This window comes from Cupriavidus taiwanensis (assembly GCF_900250115.1).
Lineage (GTDB): Bacteria > Pseudomonadota > Gammaproteobacteria > Burkholderiales > Burkholderiaceae > Cupriavidus > Cupriavidus taiwanensis_B.
Genome location: NZ_LT984804.1, coordinates 1409381 through 1429134 on the forward strand (window position 1 = coordinate 1409381; position 19754 = coordinate 1429134).

The window sequence follows — 19754 nt, forward strand, 5'->3', positions numbered from 1 at the left end:
CGACATCCCCGCCTTCCAAGCGCGCATGCGCAATATGCGCGCTGACAAGCGGGTAGTGTGCCGCGACCTGCGGCCACCCTGGTTACCAGGGTCTCCAAAACCGGCTGCAGCACAGGACGCAAGTTGCCCGGCGACAGTGAATGCTCGGGGCGGGGGCGCCACGCGAATGGGGCTGTGCAGAGGACGAGCGGCCGCGGAACCGTGCGCGACTCATACCTGGCGCGATCGGCGCGCGGCGCCGACCAGCCCGTCTAGCCAATCCTGATGGCCGTTGAGCATCGGGTTCGGCCGGGTCTTGGCAAGGACTGTCGCCGGCTTGCCCTTCTGCACTTCCTGAGTCAGGATGCGCACCCGTCCGCCGGACAGATCCTCGACGAGCCAAGCGTGGTGTACATCGAGGTGCTCCTCGCCATCGCCCGCCCAGCCGTGCCACGCCACGCGCCCGGGCATGCCCAGCGCTGGCTCGACGTACTCGGTGACCTGCGCTTCCACCGGAAAGCCGAAAGTGCTGAAGGCGAAGCGACGGCCGGCGAATAGCGCCGGGCCTTCACCGTCGTGAAAGACGATGTCCGCCGAGTTCTCGTAGTAGTCGGGCCAGCGCTGGGCTTCGCTGAGCCACGGCCATACTTCGAGCGCACTCAGGCCGTCGACGATGACTTCATTGGAAACGAAATTTTCGGTGGTACCGGGCAGATAGTCGTCCGGCCAGAGGATTGCGTGCATATGGGACTCCGTGGCGTGAGAGAAGCCGGCGCAACCGCAGTAGATTGTTCTGCGCGCCGTGAATTGATGTTCCATGATGGCGAGGCGCAAGACATAAATCCAATCCTCAGTTTTTATGTGTTACATCAAAACTGGTGATATCAGACGCATAGTCCGACCTAAGGCGGGTGTCACCGCAGGTCTCCACCAACAGTTCCCGCAGCCAGCGGTGCGCGGGCTCGCGATGCGTCCGTTCATGCCAGACCGCGGTCTTAGTGAAGCCGGGAATCGCCACGGGAGGGTTGAAGACAGCGAGCCCGTCCAGTCCTCGCACCAATCGAGCAGGCAGTACGGCGACCATGTCGCTGGCGCGCAGCAGTTCCGGCAGTATGAGGAAGTTCTGCACCGATAGCATGACCCGGCGCGCCTTCCCGATCGTCTCCAGCGCGGCGTCTGTCACACCGCGGAAGCGGTTGCCACTGTAGGACACCAGCGCATGATCGAGTTCACAAAACTTCCTGAGCGTGAGGCGACGGCCTTGCGCGGCGGGATGGTCGGCGCGCATGACGCAAACGTAGCGCTCGTCGAACAGTCGGCGGGCATACAGGTCCGGCGGCGAGGTCTCGGGCGTGAGCAGTGCGAGGTCGACTTCGCTGTGTTCAAGCTGGCTCTGGACCCGCGCCTCTTCGACTGCGACCAGCGACACCCGCATGTGCGGCGCACGCTGGCGCAGCGCCGTCACGAAGGGCGCTGCGATAGCGCGCGCGGCGTAGTCTGTGGCGGCGATGGTAAAGGTGAGTGTCGCGCTGGATGGTTCGAACACCGCCGGTTGCAGCAGCGCGCTGATTTGTCCCATCACCTGCCGCAGCGGCTCCGCCAGCGCCAGCGCCCGCCGAGTGGGCACAATGCCGCGCCGGGCGCGGGCGAAAAGCGGATCCCCGAAGGTGCCGCGCAGGCGGACCAGCATCGCGCTCATAGCCGGCTGCGTGACGCCTAGGCGCGCAGCCGCGCGGGTGACGTTCTGTTCATCGAGCAGTGCATCGAGCGCCTTGAGCAGATTAAGGTCGAGGGTCTTCAAGTCTTTCATTTGCGAGAAGAGAGAGACTGGTGTGGAGGACGGAGGCAGTCTGCATTGTGCCAGGGGCACGTTTCTCGACGCCGGGCAGTTCCCGGCTTCATCTCCATACCGACGCGTTGTGCATTGGAAACCTCGGTCAATAGCTACGCTGTCCGGAGGGCGGTCATGCTATGGAACTTCCCGGTTGGAGCTGACGCGCTTCACCGTCCCGGCTGTTACCGCCGGCAACGGCGTTCGCCCTGGCCCTTGAACACTTGTCCGTCGACACTGGTTTGCAGAAGAACGTCCAGGACGTGCGGCTCTGCCAGTGGTAATGAGCGCGGCCGTTAGGACGCGAGTTGTCCTATGGCGCTGTGTCACGCGCCCTGGGGCGGCATTTTGTTGCACTCGTTGGCTTCGCGATGGCCAATGTCGTTTCAGATTCCGTCATTGCAGACTAGAGTTCAATGCCTCCCAATGGTCTGAGCCAGTCATCTCAATCTTGAACCCTTCCCTTAGCACGTGATGCTGCCTACTACCCTACAAGGGTGTTTGCACGGATCGTTGCTCTTGCTACGAGCGAATCCTCCGGTATGGCAACAGGTTGCAGCGGCTCGAAGGCAATGCGCTGCGCGTCCATTTGCGCCACCCCAAGCGCCCGCAGCAGCGTCGCGACGACCCACTCCGGATAGTCCTCGGCCGCACCGCCGGCCTCCAGCCGGGCGATCGCCATCAGCGCCTGCCCGCCGATCAAGTCGACTGCCACTTCCATTGGCATCCGCTGAAAGCGCCCAGAGGCAAAGCCCGCTTCCAAGTGTTGCGGCACGTATTCGTAGATCAAGTTATTCGGGCTTGCCAAGTGCAAGCCTGTCTGCACGACAAAGCTCGCGAACAATGGAAACGCGCGCGCCTTGTATAGGTAGAGCCGCACGCCCATCGCGATGCGCTCCGCTGGGTCTTCGTACTGGCTGACGGTGCGTTCAATTGCATCAATTAGTTCATTACTGAGCTCCTCTGCCACGGCCAGCAGCAGTTCTTCATTGGTCCGGAAGTAGTTGTAGAAGGTGCCCTGTGAGACACCTGCTGTTGCGATCACATCTTGGATCACACTTGCACCGACGCCTTTCTCGGCAAATATCGCCAAGGCGGTTTCTGCCAAGCGCGCCCGCATGCGCTCGCGCCGCTCTGCAGCGACGCGGGTCCGATGGTCAGTCTTGCTTGCCTCGCTCATAACTTTTTGCGCAGTTGTCATTCACGGCAATTCTAACCCCACCCCTAGGGAAAACGAGAGTCTTGTCATAATGACAATGTACTCAGTATGATTGGCGCAGTCCAACAGAGGAGCCCGCGATGAATCTTGCCGACCTGCAGATTTCATTAGCCAGCAGTACCGTCCGTATAAGCGGCAGAAACATCTTCTATGCTGAGGCGGGTGCCGGCGCGCCGTTGATGATGCTGCATGGTGGTGGTCCCGGGGCTTCCGGGGTACCGAACTACGAGCGCAATATTGCGGAGCTGGCACGCTATTTCCGCGTGATCATTCCCGACATGCCGGGCTACGGTCGCTCAACCAAGGGCCTGAGCCGCTCCGATCCATTCGGCGACTGTGCCGAGGCCATGCTCGGCCTACTCGATTACCTAGAGATCGACCGCGCATGCGTGGTCGGCAACTCACTGGGCGGGGCATGCGCCTTGCGCATGGCGCTAGACCGCCCACGTCGCGTCGCCGGCCTGGTGCTGATGGGGCCGGGCGGGATTGATACCACGCGCAGCCTGCCGACGGCGGGGCTGAAGTGCCTGCTCGACTACTATGGCGGCGCAGGCCCGAGCAAGGATAAGCTCACCACCTTTATCCGCCAGTACCTGGTGTACGACGGCGCGCGGGTGCCGCAGTCAGTGATCGACGGGCGCTTCCAGGCCAGCTTGGACCCGGAGGTCGTAGCCTACCCGCCCCTGGTGCGGCCCAAGGGCTTGCCGAAGTTCCGGCTAATCGACTTCACGCGGGACCCGCGCCTGTCCAAGCTGCAGACCCCGACGCTGGTGCTGTGGGGCACCGAAGATCTCGTCAACCGGCCCAGCGGCGCGCAGTCCCTGCAGAAGCGCATGCCGAACTGCGACGCCTACTTGTTCAGCCGCACCGGTCATTGGGTGCAATGGGAGCGCGCGGAGGAATTCAATGCTGCGGTAACGGCGTTCACTCGCAAGCAGATGGAGACCGTGCAATGAGTGCCGCTGCATCCATTATTGTCGTGGGCGCTGGCCCGGTGGGTATGTGCGCCGCGATCGAAGCGGCGCGCCGCGGCATCGATGTGCTGGTCGTCGACGCCAAGTCTGCCGACAAGCCGGCCGATGCCAAGTGCAATACCGTGGCGTCGCGCACGCTCGAGACCCTGCGCCGGTTCGGTATTGCCGACCAGGTTCGCGCGGCGGGGCTGCCGGACGACTACACCACGGACGTCATCTATGCGACCAGCCTGGCCGGTCCGGAACTCACGCGCATCGAACTGCCGTCGCGCAATGAGCGCGCTGCGCAGCGTTTCCCTAAGGGCTTTCCTGATGCGCACTGGCGCACGCCCGAGCCCTTCGTGCGGGTCAGCCAGTTGTACTCGAATCCGATCATCGCGCGCTGCATGCATGCGACGCCGGGCGTCACGGTGCGCTATGAGACGGAAGTCATTGGCTACACGCAGGACGACGGCGGTGTCGCCGTGCGGCTGCGGCACCGAGACGGCAGCGAGAGCAGCGTGCGCGGCCGGTATGTCATTGCCGCCGACGGGGGCCGCAGCGTGGTGCGCCAGGGCATGGGCGTGCGGCTGCAAGGCGATGCCGAGCTGGCGCATATGCGTTCCACGCTGATCCGCGCGCCGGGCGTGCGCAAGTTGTTCGGCGATCGCCGGCCGGCATGGATGAGCTGGATCGTGAACCACAAGGTGCGCGGCGTCGTCGTCGCCATCGATGGCGAGGATACGTGGCTGCTGCACCGCCAGTTGCCTGCCGGCGAGCGGGACTTTAATGCGTTGGACCTGCACGAGTCGATCCGCGACCTGCTCGGCGTGGAAGCAAGTTTTTCGTATGAGGTGCTGCACCACGAGGACTGGGTGGGCCGGCGGCTGGTGTCGTCGACATTCCGTGACCGCCGCGTATTCCTCGCCGGCGATGCGGCTCACCTTTGGGTGCCGTTCGCAGGCTATGGCATGAACGCCGGTATCGCCGACGGCGTCAATATCGCCTGGCTGCTCGCCAACGTGCTGCAGGGCTGGGCCGATCCGGCGATGCTCGACGCGTATGAGGCCGAACGCCAGCCCATTACCGAGCAGGTCTCCCGGCATGCGATGCAGAGCATGCTCGACACCATCGATGCGCTGGGGCAGGGAACCGCTCCCAAGGCTTTGTCGTCGCGCTACAACCCGGCCGGCATCGCCATGCGCAAGGTGATGGGGGCGAAGCTGTACAAGCTCAACGTCCCGCAATTCGCGCCGGAAGGGCTCAACTTTGGCTATTACTACGAGGGCTCGCCCATCATCGCGTATGACGGGGAACCGGCGCCGCAGTACACCATGGGCGGCGTTACGCCATCCACCGTGCCCGGTTGCCGCATGCCCCATTTCTGGACGGAGAGCGGCGAGTCGGTCTACGACTTGCTGGGTCCAGTCTACACGCTGCTGCGCTTCGATGCCTCGGTGGATGTCAACGGACTGCTCCAAGCCGCGACAGCCGCGCGCATGCCGATCAAGGTGGTGGACGTGACGACCGTCAGCGGCGACCCGGTCTTCCGCCATCGGCTTCTGATCGTGCGCGAAGACCAGCACGTCGCCTGGCGCGGCGACACGGCGCCGGCAGACCCCGGTGCGCTGGTCGAGCTGCTTTGCGGCAGGGCTGGTGCGCGGGCCGCGCAAGCACGGCATCGCAAGCAAGAGGGCCTGGCCGCATGAAGACGACCCTGTTTGGCAGCGTGCGGCTTGGCTATGTGATGGTTGAATCCAGCCGGCTGGCGGAGTGGAAGCGCTTTGCCGCCGACGGATTGGGGCTGCACGTCGATGAGGTTTCGACTGACACGCTGGCTTTGCGTGTGGACGATCGCAACCGCCGTCTGGTGGTGCAGCGTGGCTCGGCGGAGGACGTCGTGGCTCTCGGTTGGGAGCTGGACGACGACGCGGCGCTGCGCCTTGCGCTGGAGCGCCTGCGCGAGATCGGCATCTCGCCCCAGCTTCACCGCGGCGGCGAGGCCGGGGCGCGCGGTGTTTCGGAGTACTGGTCGTTCACCGGACCCAAGCGCACTTCGGTCGAACTCTTCACCACGCCGCTCAAGACCGGGCGCCCGCTACTGATGAAGGCGAGCGGTTTTCTCACCGGTGCCGGCGGCCTGGGCCACGTCGCCATCACCACGCGCGAGCCGGAGGCGATGCAGCGCTTCTGGCAGCGTATCTTCGATGCACGGGTCTCCGACTACATCGAGGATCGCCTGAGCGGCATCGATCTCGATTTCACGTTCTTGCGGCTGAACGAGCGGCACCATTCGGTAGCGATCGCCTTCACCCGCGGTGTGCGGCTCAACCCGCTGCGTACCAGCATCCATCACCTGAACCTGCAGGCAGCGAACCTGGAGGACGTGACGGAGGGCTATCGCCGTTGCCGCAAACTGGGCTACCCGATTGCCAATGCGATCGGCCAACATTCCAACGATCGCGAACTGTCGTTCTATGTGGAGACACCCAGTGGCTTCGAAATCGAACTCGGCTGGAACCCCATCGTCGTGACTGAAGAGGCGGAGCGGCAGTGGTTCCAGCAGAGTTATCGCGGTATCAGCCTATGGGGACACTACCCCGAAAACCTTACGCTTGGCCTGTCGGCACGCCGATTCGGGCGTGGCCTGCTATCGCTCGCACGCCGTGAGTTTACCGTTGGGGCGAAACCATGAGCGCGCGGGAGGCGGAATTCGACGTCGTCATCGCCGGCCTCGGTCCCACGGGCCTGGTGCTTGCGCATACACTCGGCATGCGCGGCGTGTCAGTGCTGGTGCTGGAGCGTGAGCCGCAGTTCTACGGCAACGCGCGGGCCGTCTACACCGACGGCGAATGCATGCGCATCTTCCAGTCCTTCGGCATGGCCGACCGGCTGCTGCGTGACATGCTGGAAGACGTTCCGGTGCAGATGATGCTGCCGGACGGCTCATGCCTTGGCACGCTGATGAGCGACGACCGCCAATATGGCTGGGCGATGAGCCACTTTTTCTACCAGCCGTTCCTGGAGACTGCGCTGGCCGATAACTTGTCGACATACCCGACCGTCACGATCCTGCGCGGGCGCGAAGTCGTCAGGTTTGAGCAGGACGATGCGGGCGTGGATATTCGCCACATCGCCACGGCAGGCAGTGGCTACGGCCAGGCGCCGGAGCCCGGCAGCCAGGGCCTGCATGCCGTCGAAGCCAGCGTGCGCGCACGCTATTTCGTCGGTGCCGATGGCGGACGCAGCCTGGTACGCACGCAGCTTGGCATCAAGATGACGGGACGGTCCTTTCCCAATCCGTGGCTAGTTGTGGATATCAAGGCCAGGGATGGGATCGACGGGCTGCGGCACGTGCCGTATTTCGCCTTCGTCTGCGATCCGGCATGCCCGACAGTGAACTGCGTGCAGCCGAAGGGCCATCACCGTTTCGAATTCATGTTGGCGCCTGGCCAGACCAAGGAGCAGATGGAAGACCCGGCGACCGTGCGCCACTACCTGTCCCGGTACGTCGATGTCGACCGCTTCGAGATCCTGCGCAAGTTGGTCTACACCTTCAATGCCCTGATGGCGGAGCGCTGGCGCGATCGGCGCGTGTTCCTGGCGGGCGATGCCGGCCACATGATGCCTCAGTTCATCGGGCAGGGAATGAACGCCGGTGTGCGCGATGCCCATAACTTGGGCTGGAAGCTGCACGCCGTGCTGAGCGGCGCAGGATCGGACAGCTTGCTCGATACTTATGAGCACGAACGCCGTCCCCACGCCACGGCGATGATCCGCGAGGCCGTGCGCGTGAAAGACTTTGTCTCGGTCTCGAATCCGGCGCTCGCGGCGCTGCGCAACGGGGTGTCGCGCGTGCTGACGCGGCTGCCGGCGATCGGGCCTTTCATCAATCGTGGCGATTTCATTCCCAAGCCGGTCTATCGCCGTGGCGCATACCTTGGCCTGCCACGCCGGCGCTGGTCAGGTCGCGAGGGCACGTTGATGCCACAGCCGATCGTGCGCGCCTCCGATGGCTGCCGCCACCGGCTGGACGACGCGCTCGGCGCAGGGTTCGTGCTTTTCGGTGCCGGCGTCGACCCGAGGTCGCTGCTGGACGTCGACGCGCGCGCGTGGTGCGACCGTATTCGTATGCGCTATGCGGTGATCTATCCCTGGGGCGAGCGGCCGTACGGCGCCATCCCGCAATGCTGGCCGACGGACCTGATCGAACTGGAAGATGTTTCCGGCGACTGGTATCGGTGGCTGAAGCGCGCCGGCGCTCGCCATGGCAGCGTGGCGATTCTGCGTCCGGACCGCTTTGTCTTCGGCATCGTGCCGGAGCGCCGGCTTGGCGATGCCACGGCGAAGCTGCGCGAAATGCTGGGTACTCCCGAGATCTCCGGCCATGCTTCGCTGGCCGATCGCACTGCTGCCCATATCAGACCATCGTTCCCGACCAAGGAGGCCGCTTGAAGGCGACCGAAGCTATCCAACGCGCGGCGCTGAAGCTGCGCGAAGCCAGGGCCACCCGTGTCCCTGTATCCCCAGTCTCCGTGTCTCACCAGCTTGAGGGGCTCGAAGTCGCCTACCAGGTAGCGGAGCTGAATACTCTTGCGCGGCTGGAGTCGGGGTGCCGCATCGTCGGCAAGAAGATCGGCCTGACTTCTAAGGCCGTGCAGCAGCAACTCGGCGTCGATCAGCCGGATTTTGGCGTGCTTTTCGACGACATGGAATTCCTTGACGGCGCCGAGATTCCGACCGAGCGCCTGATTCAGCCGAAGATCGAGGCCGAGGTCGCGTTTGTGGTGGGTCGCGACTTGCCGGCGCGGTCACCCACGTACGGTGAGTTCCTTAACTGCCTAGCGTACGCGCTGCCAGCGCTGGAGATCGTCGACAGCGCGATCGCCGATTGGAAGATCAGCCTGTTCGATACGGTGGCGGACAACGCCTCCTCCGCGCTCTACGTGGTCGGCGATCAGCCGGTGCCCGTCGGCGCATTGGCGCTTGCTGATCTGGGCATGGCCATGACCCGGCAGGGCGATACTGTTTCTGTCGGAACTGGCTCCGCATGCCTAGGCCATCCGCTGCGGGCAGCCTACTGGCTGGCCCGCACGATGGCCGAACGCAGCCAGGGACTCAAGGCAGGGGAGTTGATCCTGTCCGGCGCACTCGGGCCCATGGTGCCTGTAAAGGCAGGCGATCTGATCCAGGCCCGTATCGCGGCACTGGGCACCGTGAATTGTCGCATGGCCTGACCGGCCCGGAGCAACGTTTATGACACAACGCACACTGAAAGCCGGCATTATTGGCAGCGGCAATATCGGCACGGACCTGATGATCAAGATCCTGCGCCACGGACACCAGGTGGAAATGGCGGCGATGGTGGGCATCGATGCCGCCTCCGACGGACTCGCGCGTGCGGCAAGGCTCGGCGTGCCGACCACGCATGAGGGTGTTGCAGGACTGGCCAGGATGCCGCAGTTCGAGGAGGTCGACATCGTGTTCGATGCGACGTCCGCCACAGCACACGCCCATAACGATGCGCTGCTGCGCTCACTACGCCCCGGCTTGCGCATGATCGATCTGACTCCCGCGGCGATCGGTCCGTACTGCGTCCCAGTGGTTAACGGCGACTCACACCTGGATGCGCCCAACGTCAACATGGTCACCTGTGGAGGACAGGCCACCATCCCGATGGTGGCGGCGGTATCGCGGGTTGCCCGCGTGCACTATGCCGAAATCGTCGCGAGCATCGCCAGCAAGAGCGCCGGACCTGGCACGCGTGCCAATATCGACGAGTTCACCGAAACCACTGCGCGCGCCATCGAGCAGGTGGGCGGTGCGGCAAAGGGCAAGGCGATCATCGTGCTGAATCCGGCCGAGCCGCCGCTGATCATGCGGGACACGGTGTACACCCTGAGCGATCCGGCCGACGAGGCCGCGATCGAAGCTTCCGTTACCGACATGGTGAATGCGGTCCGGCAGTATGTGCCTGGTTATCGCTTGAAGCAACGGGTGCAGTTCGACCGGATCACGGCGCAGCAGCCGATGCGGATTCCCGGCGTGGGCGACCGCATGACCGGTTTGAAGACCACCATCTTCCTCGAGGTTGAAGGCGCGGCGCATTACCTGCCTGCCTATGCCGGCAATCTGGACATCATGACCAGCGCGGCGCTGCGCACGGCGCAGACAATAGCCCACGGCATGCTGGCGCGCACTGCCACTGCTTGAGAGGAAAGACGATGAAGAAGCTCTATATCTCCGATGTCACGCTGCGCGACGGCGCGCACGCCATCCGCCACCAGTACACCATCGAACAGGCCAAGGCCATCGCGCAAGCGCTGGATTGGGCCGGCGTCGATTCGATCGAGGTGGCACACGGCGATGGCCTGCAAGGCAGCAGCTTCAACTACGGCTTTGGCGCCCACACGGATATCGAATGGATCGAGGCTGTGGCCAGCGTCATCAATCGCGCGAAGATTGCGACGCTGCTGCTGCCGGGCATCGGCAACGTCCACGATCTCAAGGCTGCTTACGACGCCGGCGCGCGTATCTTGCGTGTGGCGACCCATTGCACCGAGGCCGACATCTCCCGGCAGCACATTGAGTATGCACGCCACCTGGGCATGGAGGCCGTTGGCTTCCTGATGATGAGCCACATGATCTCACCCCAGGAGCTCGCAAGGCAGGCGAAGGTCAGTCTGGGCGTCGCCAACAGTATCGCGGCGGTGGAGGAGGGCTGCGACCGCATCGATGCCAGCCTCGCCGGCATGGGGGCAGGGGCGGGCAATGCGCCTCTTGAAGTCTTCATTGCCGCGGCGGAACGCATGGGTTGGCAGCACAGCTGCGACCTGTACCGGCTGATGGACGCGGCCGACGACATCGTGCGCCCGCTGCAGGACCGGCCGGTGCGCGTCGACCGCGAGACGCTGGCGCTGGGCTATGCTGGTGTGTACAGCAGCTTCCTGCGCCACAGCGAGGCCGCCGCGGCCAAGTACGGGCTCAGCACGGTGGACATCCTGGTCGAACTGGGCCGGCGGCGGATGGTCGGTGGACAGGAGGACATGATTGTCGACGTGGCGCTGGACCTGTTGCAGTCGCGGTCGCGCTGATTCCCTCGGGGAGTCATCATGGAATCACTAGCAGAAGCCTTGCAGGTCCGCCATGGGCGGATCGATGTCCACCATCATCTCTTTCCTCCGGCGTACAAGGCCGAGAACGCGCGGCGAGGCATCACCGAGGAGGCTGGTGTCCGCATTCCGGACTGGACGCCGGAGCAGTCACTGGACGTCATGGATTCCAACGGCATCCAGACCGCCATACTGTCGCTGTCGGCGCCGGGTGTGTATTTTGGCGACAAGGGAGAGGCTGTGGCACTAGCCCGGTCGTGCAACGATTACGCAGTGGAACTTTCCCGCAAGCATCCGGGGCGGTTCGGCTCATTCGCCGTACTGCCAATGCCATTCACGCACGAGGCTTGCGACGAGGCAGCGTATGCGCTGGATGTCCTTGGCGCCGACGGCATCGTGCTGCTGGGAAGTGTGGAAGGGCACTTCCTTGGCGACCCGCGATATGACGAACTGATGTCCGAACTGGATCGGCGCCAGGCAATCGTCTTTGTGCATCCCAACCTGCATCCGTCGAGCCTGGCACTGGATCTGATGGCGCCCGGATTCGTCCTCGAATTTCCATGCGACACCAGCCGGGCGGCGCTAAACCTGATCTTGCGCGGCGTAACCGAGCGGCATCCGCGCATACGCTGGATCCTGTCGCATGCGGGGGGCTTCCTGCCTTACATTGGCTGGCGGGCTTCGCTGGTCAATGCGATGTCAGAGTTCCAGCACGCCATTCCCCAAGGCTTCCTGACCTACCTACGCCGTTTTTATTTCGACACCGGCTTGTCGCCTTCGCCGATCTCGATGGCGGCGTTGCGCGAACTGGTCGAGCCGGACCACATTCTGTTTGGCAGTGACTTCCCGTATGCGCCAGCCGCGGCGACATCGCTGCAGGTGCGGACGCTTGAGGGGAGCACCATCTGGGATGAGACCGTGCGCCACGGCATCGACCGGACGCACGCGCTGCGACTGTTTCCAAGGTACGCCGGACATGAGGAGCCTGTCATTGCGGCGCCTGTCTACGAAGGCGAGTCATTAGGTGCCAAGGCCAGAAGGCTGCTGGCAAAACCGGTAAGTGCTATCGCAGAGCATTTGCGCGACCGCTGACGCTTTCTCCGGCCGCGCCCCTAACTGGCTGGGTTCTTTCCGTAACTTTCAAGCTGATTCGCGCCCTATACAGGGGGCGCGAATGCCATCGAACGGTTCCGCATTCTCGCCGGCGCGTCGCTTGTGCTCCCGACCGGGCGCTATGACGCGAATCCTGGCCCTGACATCGGCTATGGCAATTTCTATACGTTCCGCCCGGGAATCCAGGTTGACTACTTGCCGAAGCACGACCTTGCCTTGTCGGCCAAGCTGACCTGGGGCCCCAACACCGGGAACCGGGACAACGACCTGCGCAGTGGCAACTGGATCGGCCTCGATAACGCGCTGGCCTACAAGACGGCCATCGGCGCGTTCGGGCTGCATACAGTGCTCGTGCATCAATACCAGAGCGATTCGAACAACGCTTGGGGGACGAGCCGTTACCGGACATTCAACGGCGGGGCTTTCTTCACTACAAAAGTGCCGGTTCTCGATGCGGCGCTGACCATCCAGTATATGAGGACGGTCGGCTCTCGCAACGCCAAGGCCGGCGACTTCACGCAAGTTCGCCTCATTCAAACTGTTCTAACGAAGACAACGCAGGCTTCTGCTCCTGCTCGGGTTAAAGGGTGCCACTTCTTGGTAATCAGGTGTAGCGCGCCAGGCCTGGGTCACGATCCCCGGCTCTTTCGCGTTGCTCGCACCCGATCACCGGCAGCACCAGCGCCATGGCCTCGCCGGGTTGCGGCGTTGGGTGCAGGTCATTGACGCGGACCTCCAGCCTCCAGCGCTCGATGCCCTAGGCATCGCGCCTGCAGAAGAAGGCGACCATGGTAGTGACCGTCAGCTCGGACGCGCGCAGCCTCCAAGTAGAGCACGGTCAGCACCCAGCGGCAGCGCGCCGCACTTGGCGGGCGCGCGCCGCCGGCGGGCGAGGGCAAGCAGGTTGCCGGCCAGATAGCCAGCCTGGAACGAGGTCTGCGGCTTCGGCGGTTCGTTGATTGCCATCCCTAAATCCGAAGTGGTCATGCCATGAACACTCCAGCGCGCACGCGTGCCCCACATTGAGTTGCTGTATCTCACTCTGTAAGGCAGTTGTAAGGCAATATGAGAGTCGCGTCGTTCTCAAGCCTATCACTCATTGATTACGGGGTTTTATCCCATTTATAGGGTAAACCCTTGTGCAACTTCAATTGCATTACGTGATCACGAAAAGCTATACTAGGTTTACGGAACAGCCATTCTTGCACCAGAAGACAGTGATGGGTGCCGCACCTTCGGCGATGCATCCACGTCGACGCCTTTTTCTTTCAGTTTTTTCGCCAGCCCTTGTAGCGTCAGTGCAGGCATATCGGAATCGGAGACATCAGCATGACCATCAAAACGCCATCAGGAGCTGTGCTCCTGAAGCCCGAAGCTCTTACTACCCACGAACGCGGCGGTGGTGCCCGCACCACGCCGCTCGTCTCACGAGAACTCGGCACCAGCAGCTTCATCACCGGCTACACATCGTTCGATCCCGGTGTGGAGATTCCCTTCCACAGCCACAACTGTCAGGAGAGCGTCGTGCTGATGGAGGGAGAGGCAATTCTCGACATCGACGGACTGGAATACCGGCTCAAGCAGCACGACGTGACGTTCATTCCTCCGAACGTCAACCATCGGTTTCGCAACATCTCGAAGACCGAACCGATGAAGATTCTTTGGATTTATGCCACCGTCGACGCGACCCGTACACTAACCGCATCCGGCGCTACCAATCCGGTCGCAGCCGAGCACGGTAAGTCGTAAGGACGAGGCATCTGCTGCGCCGTGATGGACGCAGCCTCATCGCTGAGCCGGGTGCACATTGCATGTGCCCCGACAGCAGCGTTCCCACCAAGATCGACCGCGCCGGCGAACAACCGCATCGCCAACGTCCCGGACACGCAGTACTCCCCACGTCCACCGTCGGTCAAGAATAGCGAGCGAGACAAAAGATGTTAGTGATTCTCGGATTCGGCATGATTGCCGCGTTCATGTACCTGATCATGACCAAGCGGCTGACGCCGGTGGCAGCGCTGATTCTGATCCCCATCCTCTTTGGCCTTGCGGCGGGCGGTGGTCTGGACCTTGGCAAGTCGATCATCACGTCTATCAAGACAGTGGCGCCAACGGCGTGCCTGCTTTTCTTCGCCATTATCTATTTCGGCATGATGATCGACGTGGGCATGTTCGACCCCTTGATCCGGCTGATTCTTCGGTTCGTACATAACGACCCGGTGCGCCTGGCGGTCGGCACGGCGCTGCTGACGGGCATTGTCTCGCTGGATGGTGACGGCTCCACAACCTTCATCATCGTGACGTCTGCTTTCCTGCCGGTCTATCTGCGGCTTGGCATGAGCCCGTGGGTGCTGACCTGCATTGCGGCGACGGCCAACGGCATCCTGAATACGGTGCCCTGGGGCGGGTCGACCGCGCGTGCTGCTGCGGCCCTTAAGCTCAACCCCGTCGACATTTTCGTGCCCATGATGCCTGCCATCGCCGCCTCCATGGCTGCGTTGATTGGCCTTGCCTACTTGCTTGGCCGCAGCGAGCGGGCCCGCATCGGTCGACTGGAATTTAAGTCGTCAAAAACCTTCTCTGGCTCGCACAAGCCCGCCTTCTCCAATGCGATGGCAGGCGTGAGCGCTGCCCCAGTTGCGATGGGCAGCGCCGCCGCCATGCCCGCATCGGCTTTGGGCGCCATGCAAATGAATGTCCCGACCAAGGCCGATGTGACAGGCGGTACGTCAGACGATTTCTCCGTCCCTGTCTCCAGCGAAGGCCTGGTGCTCCATCGCCCGAACGCCAAGCCTCACCTCACATGGCTTAACGCGCTGCTGACGCTGGGCGTCATGACGCTGCTGGTCGTCGAGATCATCCCGTCGCCGGTGGTGTTCCTGCTGGGTGTCGCGGTCGCGCTGGTCATCAACTTCCCGCGCGTTGCCGAGCAGTCGGAGCAGATCAAGTCGCATGCATCGAGTATTGTCGGCGTCGTCGGGATGGTCTTCGCGGCCACGGTACTGACGGGCGTGCTCAGCGGCAGCGGTATGGTAGAAGCCATGGCGAAGTGGCTGGTTGCCGTGATTCCCGCCGCGTGGGGCCCGCACCTGGCCATGGTGACCGGTCTGGTCAGTATCCCGATGACCTTCTTCACCAGCAACGACGCCTTCTATTTCGGCGTACTGCCGATTCTGGCCGAGACGGCGTCTCATTACGGAATATCCGCGGTGGAGATGGCCCGAGCTGCGGTTGTCGGCCAGCCGCTGCACCAGTCCAGTCCGCTGGTTCCGTCGTTCCTGTTGCTTGCCGGCCTGGCAAAGGTCGAACTGGGCGAGCACGCCCGGCGCACGATCTGGCGCGCCGTCGCTGTGGGTCTGGTGATGCTGCTGGTCGGTGGATTGACCGGGGCGTACCCGCTGTGAACGGCTCCGGCAGCAGCCGACAAATGAATCAAAGCCATATTTGGAGAGATTGAAATGACGACAACCGTTAAGGCACAGGCGCTGACCCAATTTGGTACCGCCGTGCTGGAGTCGCTGGGTGTTCCCAAAGCCGATGCGCATCTGCTGGCCGACAGCCTTGTCGTGGCCGAACTGTGGGGCCATTCGTCGCACGGCATGCTGCGTCTGCCCTGGTACGTGGAACGCCTGCGTAGCGGCGTGATGACGGCAACAACCCGGCCCGAGATCGTCATGGACAGCGGGGCGGTTACCGTCATGGACGGCCACCATGGGATCGGTCAGGTACTGACTGCGAAGGCCGTTGAACTCGGCATCGAGCGGGCTCGCCAGCATGGTATCAGCGCAGTCGGTGTGCGTAACTCGAACCACTTCGGCACCGCCGCGTACTTCACACGGATGGCGGCGAAGGAAGGTTGCGTGGCGCTGCTTGCGACCAACGCCAGCCCGGCGATGGCGCCTTGGGGTGGTCGTGTGAAGGGCATCGGCACGAATCCGTGGTCGATCGCCGCGCCCGGCGGACGACGCGGCGTCGCCGTGATGGACATCGCGAATACGGCAGTCGCGCGCGGCAAGATTTATCTGGCCGCCGAACGCGGCGTGGAAATCCCGGACACCTGGGCCGCTGATGAGAACGGTGTGCCGACAACCGACCCGAAGAAGGCCGTCCATGGCCTGATCCTGCCGATGGCTGGCCACAAGGGCTACGTCATCTCCTTCATGATGGACGTGCTGGCAGGTGTGTTGACCGGCAGCAACTTTGGCTCCAAGGTCGCCGGCCCCTACGAAGCAAACCGCACCAGCGGCGCCGGTCACCTGCTGATCACCATCGACATCAAATCCACCATGCCGTTGGATGAATTCGAGCAGCGCATGGAAGCCCTGATCGACGAGGTCAAGTCGGCCCCCACCGCCCACGGCGTGGAGGAAATCTTCTTCCCCGGCGAGTTGGAGGACAAGAACACAGTCCGCCTGCTGGAAACCGGCATTTCACTGGCCGATACGACTTGGCAAAGCCTGGCGAAACTCAGCCAGGAGACCGGGACTTCGCTCCCGCCGACGTTCACCGCATAAGAAGGACTTCGCAATGATCGCACTGATTGTTTCCCTGGATGTGTATCCGGAGCGCCTGGAGGAATTCCTTGCGGCCATCAAGGAAAACGCGGACCGTACGTTTAACGACGAGAGCGGATGCAAGTATTTCGACGTGACGCAGGATCTGAAGAACCCGCATCACTTCATGTTCTACGAACTGTACGAAGATGAGGCCGCTATCGAAGCGCACCGTGCTGCGCCGCATTTTGCGATCTGGCGCCAGGCCGCGGACCGCTGTGTCGTCAAGGGTAGCCAGGCCAATACGCTCTGCACTCAGCTCTTCCACCATGCCTGACGGCACGGCACACAGGATTAAACCATGACCACCTCCATTACCACCTATAACCCCTGCACCGGTGAGCCGCTGCAGACCTACGAAAGCTGGACGACAGCACAGATCGACGAGGCTGTCCAGGCTGGCCACGAAGCGGCGCTGGATTGGGGTAAGCAACCTTTGTCGGAGCGGGTCGCAGCGGTTCGCAGCCTGGCAGATGAACTGCGCCGCCAGAGTGCGTCGTTTGCTAAGCTAATTATGGCCGAGATGGGCAAGATCGAAGCCGAAGCCGCTGGCGAAATGGAAAAGTCGGCGGTGACTGCGTTGTACTATGCCGACAATGCTGATCGCATCCTCGCGGACGAAGCCGTCCGCATCGACGGCGTCGACGCTTGGGTGAGCTACGAGCCTATCGGACTCGTGCTGGCGGTGATGCCGTGGAACTTTCCGGTGTGGCAGGTCATGCGGTTTGCCATTCCTGCCATCACTGCGGGCAACGGCGTGCTCCTGAAGCACTCTCCCAATGTGACTGGCTGCGCGCTAGCGCTGGAGCAGCTCTTCCTCGATGCCGGATTGCCCAAGCATCTCATCACCACCCTGGTGGTAGCGGAGCCCGAGGTGCCGGCAGTGATTAATGGCCTGATCGAAGATGATCGTATCGCCGCCGTGACGCTGACCGGTTCGAACCGGGCTGGCGCGGCCGTTGGCTCAGCAGCCGGGCGGGCATCGAAGAAATCGGTTCTGGAGCTCGGCGGCTCCGACGCCTTCGTGGTGCTCGACGATGCCGATCTCGATAAGGCGGTCGCGGCGGCCGTGAAGGCACGCTTCCACAACGCTGGCCAGAGCTGCGTATGTGCCAAGCGCTTCATTGTGTCGAAGCCAATCGCCAATGAGTTCACGACACGGTTCGTCGCGGGAACGAAGGCACTGATCGTGGGAAATCCCGCCGATGCCGCGACGCAGATGGGTCCGTTGGCTCGGCCGGACCTGCGTGATGCGCTGGACGGCCAGGTGCGCCGGTCCGTGGAAGCCGGAGCAGTGCTGCTGACCGGCGGCAAGGCTGTTGAAGGTCCAGGCAATTTCTACGAACCCACCGTGATGGCGAATTTGCGTCCCGGCATGGCGGCGTTCGACGAAGAGACGTTCGGCCCGCTGGCGGCCATCGCCGTTGCCGAGGATGATGCGGACGCTGTGCGGCTCGCGAATGCGACGCCTTTCGGTCTGTCCCTGAGCGTATGGTCGGCCTCCACCGAGCGAGCGTTGAAGGTTGCCAAGGGCGTCACAAGCGGTGCCGCCTTCATCAACGCGATCACTGCCTCGGATGCACGGGTGCCGTTCGGCGGAACCCGCAAGTCCGGTTACGGCCGGGAGTTGGCGGCGGCTGGCATCCGCGAATTCACTAACGCTCGGACGTATTGGGCCGTTTCCGCGGCCTGAGTCTATCCACGTAACTACGCCAGGAGACATCGTTGGACGCAGGAAGACGCAGGGTATTGCGCAGCCTTAGTGCGATAGCCGCCCTTTACGGCATGCCTGGTGTTCACGCGCATGGTGCGGAGCAAAAACCTATGTACGCATACGTTGGATGCAGGACCACCAAGGCCCGGAATGCGCGCGGCAAGGGGATTAACGTCTATCGCGTGCGAGAAGATGGGTGGGAGCACGTGCAATTGATGGAAGGACTCGACAATCCTTCATTCCTTGCAATGGACCGTGCCCAGCGATATCTCTATGCCGTCCACGGCGACCTGGGCGACATCAGTGCGTTCGCCATCGATGCGACGACAGGCCGGCTCACGCTCCTCAATCGCCAGGGCACCGAGGGCAAGAATCCAGTGCATCTGGCGGTAGAGCCTGGCAACCGCTTCATCGTTGTCGCCAACTATGCGACCGGATCATTGGTCACGCTGCCCATCCAAGCGGACGGCAGTCTGGGGCGCGTTGCCGATCTGGCGAAGCTTCCAGGCAATCCCGGCTCAAATCGGGAGCAACAAGGCGGATCTCATCCGCATGATGTCCCATTTGACATTGCAGGGCGTCACTTTATCGTGCCCGATAAGGGAGTCGATCGCGTCTTTGCGTTCAGTGTCGATTCCAGAACGGGAAAGTTGACTCCCGCGAGTTCGCCCTATGTCGAGGTGCCGGCGGGAGCCGGTCCTCGGCACGTCACGTTCCATCCGGCGCGCCCGCTTGCATATGTCATCAACGAACTGAACTCGACAGTCACAACCTACCAGTATGATGAAGCGTCTGGAGCGTTGTCGCCCCTGCAGACGGTGTCCACCGTGCCGAAAGATTATGGCGGTGACAACACCGGGGCGGAAATCCAGATCGCGAACTCGGGCAAGTTTCTTTATGCTTCAAACCGGGGCCACGACAGCATCGTGACGATGGGCATTGACCCGACAAGCGGACTTCTTACCCCGCTGTCCTGGGTGGAAAGCCGCGGTAAGGGGCCGCGCTTCTTCGCTATCGATCCTGATGGTCGCCGCCTTTACGCGGCAAACGAACTCTCGGACACAATCGTCCCCTTCGACATCGCGCGGGAGAGCGGAAAGCTCACACCGCTGCCGTGGAGAATTGACACAGGAAGCCCGGTTTGTGTTGCATTTCGGCGTGTTTGATCGCACGCCAGAAAAGTGTCGTTTGCATGTGCCGAATTTCACGCGGGCCCCGACGCTTACTGTATGGGAGCACTAATCTTTCACGAAAAAGCGTTTCACCGCCGCATTTTCTTA

General features: G+C 62.8%; 19 protein-coding genes. 15 read left to right on the forward strand and 4 right to left on the reverse strand.

Features of this window, described 5'->3' with window-relative positions:
- Window positions 1-210: 210 nt before the first annotated feature.
- The 3 genes from CBM2586_RS23200 to CBM2586_RS23210 form a co-directional block, all read right to left on the reverse strand.
- Complete coding sequence (locus tag CBM2586_RS23200; protein WP_115690029.1) at window positions 211-723, reverse strand: SRPBCC domain-containing protein; 513 nt, start codon at window positions 721-723, stop codon at window positions 211-213.
- A gap of 106 nt (window positions 724-829) precedes the next feature.
- Window positions 830-1789 (reverse strand): LysR family transcriptional regulator, encoded by a 960-nt coding sequence (locus CBM2586_RS23205; RefSeq protein ID WP_115690031.1) that lies wholly within the window; start codon window positions 1787-1789, stop codon window positions 830-832.
- Between the two features lie 505 nt (window positions 1790-2294).
- Window positions 2295-2990, reverse strand: a complete 696-nt coding sequence (locus tag CBM2586_RS23210; protein ID WP_115690033.1) for a TetR/AcrR family transcriptional regulator — start codon at window positions 2988-2990, stop codon at window positions 2295-2297.
- Window positions 2991-3109: 119 nt separating this feature from the next.
- Between CBM2586_RS23210 and CBM2586_RS23215 the strand changes: the two genes are divergently transcribed.
- From CBM2586_RS23215 to CBM2586_RS23255, 9 genes are all read left to right on the forward strand, one after another.
- Complete coding sequence (locus CBM2586_RS23215; RefSeq protein ID WP_115690035.1) at window positions 3110-3985, forward strand: alpha/beta fold hydrolase; 876 nt, start codon at window positions 3110-3112, stop codon at window positions 3983-3985.
- Window positions 3913-5691 carry an FAD-dependent monooxygenase gene (locus CBM2586_RS23220; protein ID WP_240988006.1) on the forward strand — a complete coding sequence of 593 codons (1779 nt, stop codon included), beginning with the start codon at window positions 3913-3915 and terminating at the stop codon, window positions 5689-5691. Before CBM2586_RS23215 ends, CBM2586_RS23220 begins: the two co-directional genes overlap by 73 nt.
- Window positions 5688-6677, forward strand: coding sequence for a VOC family protein (locus CBM2586_RS23225; protein WP_115690039.1), 990 nt, complete (start codon window positions 5688-5690; stop codon window positions 6675-6677). Before CBM2586_RS23220 ends, CBM2586_RS23225 begins: the two co-directional genes overlap by 4 nt.
- The gene (locus CBM2586_RS23230; RefSeq protein WP_115690041.1) at window positions 6674-8437 is read left to right on the forward strand and encodes a bifunctional 3-(3-hydroxy-phenyl)propionate/3-hydroxycinnamic acid hydroxylase; all 1764 of its coding nucleotides are present in this window, start codon (window positions 6674-6676) and stop codon (window positions 8435-8437) included. Before CBM2586_RS23225 ends, CBM2586_RS23230 begins: the two co-directional genes overlap by 4 nt.
- A complete protein-coding gene (locus tag CBM2586_RS23235; RefSeq protein ID WP_115690043.1) occupies window positions 8434-9219 on the forward strand; it encodes a 2-keto-4-pentenoate hydratase in 786 nt (261 codons plus the stop codon). The genes CBM2586_RS23230 and CBM2586_RS23235 overlap by 4 nt, the downstream gene beginning before the upstream one ends.
- Before the next feature lie 19 nt (window positions 9220-9238).
- A complete protein-coding gene (locus CBM2586_RS23240; RefSeq protein ID WP_115690045.1) occupies window positions 9239-10195 on the forward strand; it encodes an acetaldehyde dehydrogenase (acetylating) in 957 nt (318 codons plus the stop codon).
- Between the two features lie 11 nt (window positions 10196-10206).
- The gene (locus CBM2586_RS23245) at window positions 10207-11076 is read left to right on the forward strand and encodes a 4-hydroxy-2-oxovalerate aldolase (RefSeq protein WP_115690047.1); all 870 of its coding nucleotides are present in this window, start codon (window positions 10207-10209) and stop codon (window positions 11074-11076) included.
- Between the two features lie 18 nt (window positions 11077-11094).
- Window positions 11095-12186: an amidohydrolase family protein gene (locus CBM2586_RS23250; RefSeq protein WP_115690049.1), complete on the forward strand. Its 1092-nt coding sequence runs from the start codon at window positions 11095-11097 to the stop codon at window positions 12184-12186.
- A gap of 102 nt (window positions 12187-12288) precedes the next feature.
- Complete coding sequence (locus CBM2586_RS23255) at window positions 12289-12933, forward strand: transporter (RefSeq protein WP_258874962.1); 645 nt, start codon at window positions 12289-12291, stop codon at window positions 12931-12933.
- A 75-nt stretch (window positions 12934-13008) separates the two neighbouring features.
- On the opposite strand, the gene CBM2586_RS32685 is transcribed toward CBM2586_RS23255, so the two are convergent.
- Window positions 13009-13194, reverse strand: a complete 186-nt coding sequence (locus tag CBM2586_RS32685) for a hypothetical protein (RefSeq protein ID WP_240988007.1) — start codon at window positions 13192-13194, stop codon at window positions 13009-13011.
- Window positions 13195-13536: 342 nt separating this feature from the next.
- On the opposite strand from CBM2586_RS32685, the gene CBM2586_RS23265 reads away from it, so the two are divergent.
- The 6 genes from CBM2586_RS23265 to CBM2586_RS23290 all read left to right on the forward strand — a co-directional run bounded on the left by CBM2586_RS23265 (window position 13537) and on the right by CBM2586_RS23290 (window position 19640).
- Window positions 13537-13956: a cupin domain-containing protein gene (locus CBM2586_RS23265; RefSeq protein WP_115690053.1), complete on the forward strand. Its 420-nt coding sequence runs from the start codon at window positions 13537-13539 to the stop codon at window positions 13954-13956.
- A 188-nt stretch (window positions 13957-14144) separates the two neighbouring features.
- Window positions 14145-15611: a CitMHS family transporter gene (locus tag CBM2586_RS23270; RefSeq protein WP_115690055.1), complete on the forward strand. Its 1467-nt coding sequence runs from the start codon at window positions 14145-14147 to the stop codon at window positions 15609-15611.
- Window positions 15612-15665: 54 nt separating this feature from the next.
- Window positions 15666-16721, forward strand: a complete 1056-nt coding sequence (locus tag CBM2586_RS23275) for an Ldh family oxidoreductase (protein WP_115690057.1) — start codon at window positions 15666-15668, stop codon at window positions 16719-16721.
- A 13-nt stretch (window positions 16722-16734) separates the two neighbouring features.
- The gene (locus CBM2586_RS23280) at window positions 16735-17037 is read left to right on the forward strand and encodes a putative quinol monooxygenase (RefSeq protein ID WP_115690059.1); all 303 of its coding nucleotides are present in this window, start codon (window positions 16735-16737) and stop codon (window positions 17035-17037) included.
- Between the two features lie 24 nt (window positions 17038-17061).
- On the forward strand, window positions 17062-18453 hold the full coding sequence (locus CBM2586_RS23285) for an aldehyde dehydrogenase family protein (protein ID WP_115690061.1): 1392 nt from the start codon (window positions 17062-17064) through the stop codon (window positions 18451-18453).
- 131 nt (window positions 18454-18584) lie between these two features.
- Window positions 18585-19640, forward strand: coding sequence for a lactonase family protein (locus tag CBM2586_RS23290; protein WP_240988008.1), 1056 nt, complete (start codon window positions 18585-18587; stop codon window positions 19638-19640).
- Window positions 19641-19754 lie beyond the last annotated feature (114 nt).